The sequence below is a fragment of the Pseudomonas sp. WSY_20 genome, assembly GCF_043104335.1.
Lineage (GTDB): Bacteria > Pseudomonadota > Gammaproteobacteria > Pseudomonadales > Pseudomonadaceae > Aquipseudomonas > Aquipseudomonas parafulva_B.
In genome coordinates, this window is record NZ_JBICKP010000029.1 from 1 (window position 1) to 905 (window position 905).

Consider the following 905-nt stretch of genomic DNA (forward strand, 5'->3'; position numbering starts at 1 on the left):
CCAAGCCGCGCATCGACGGCCCACATATCGCCACCGTGGTTGGCCCCGCCGACGAAGAGATTTACTGCGATGAGTTCGGGAGGGTCAAAATCCAGTTCCCCTGGGATCGCCTGGCCGTCGAGGATGAGCACAGCTCCTGCTGGGTGCGCGTCGCCCAGAACTGGGCCGGCCCGGCCTGGGGCCATATCGCCATCCCGCGTATCGGCCACGAGGTCATCGTCGACTTCCTCGACGGCGACTGCGACCAGCCCATCGTCACCGGCCGCGCCTACCCGGCCACCCATCCCACTCCCTACAAGCTGCCGGTGCACAAGACCCTCAGCGCCATCCGCAGCAAGGAGCACCAGGCCGGCCGGGCTAACGAGCTGCGCATCGACGACACCCATGGCGAAATCAGCGCCGCGCTGATGAGCGACCATGCCGACACGGCGATCCACCTGGGCTACCTCACCCATCCCCGGCCCAGGGGCGGCGAGCCCCGCGGCGAGGGCTTCGAGCTGCGCAGCGATGCCAGCGGCGCCCTGCGTGCCGCCAAAGGCCTGCTGCTCTCCACCGAGGCGCAGCCCGGCGCCAACGGTGGCCAGCTCGACCGCGAGCAGGCCATCGCCCTGCTGGAGCGCGCGCTGGAGTTGGCCAGGAACCTCGGCCAGGTGGCCGGCGACAACCAGGGTATCGGCCACGACCCCGACCCGCAGCAGACCCTGACCACCGCCGTGCGCGAGCTGGACCACGGTGCCAACGACCACCCCGAAGGCGCAGGCACAGGCGGCGAACCGCTGGTCGCCGTCAGCGCCCCGGCCGGCGTTGCCGTAGCCACCTCGCGCAGCATCGCCCTCGCCGCCAGCGAGCATATCGACAGCGTGGCCCAGCAGCACCAGCACCTCACGGCCGGCAAGAACATCGTG

1 protein-coding gene is annotated in these 905 nt (G+C 70.5%); it reads left to right on the plus strand.

The annotated features are described in order from the left end of the window. A partial coding sequence (locus ACF8E5_RS08505; protein WP_392475149.1) for a type VI secretion system Vgr family protein occupies positions 1-905 on the plus strand: 905 nt, incomplete at both ends.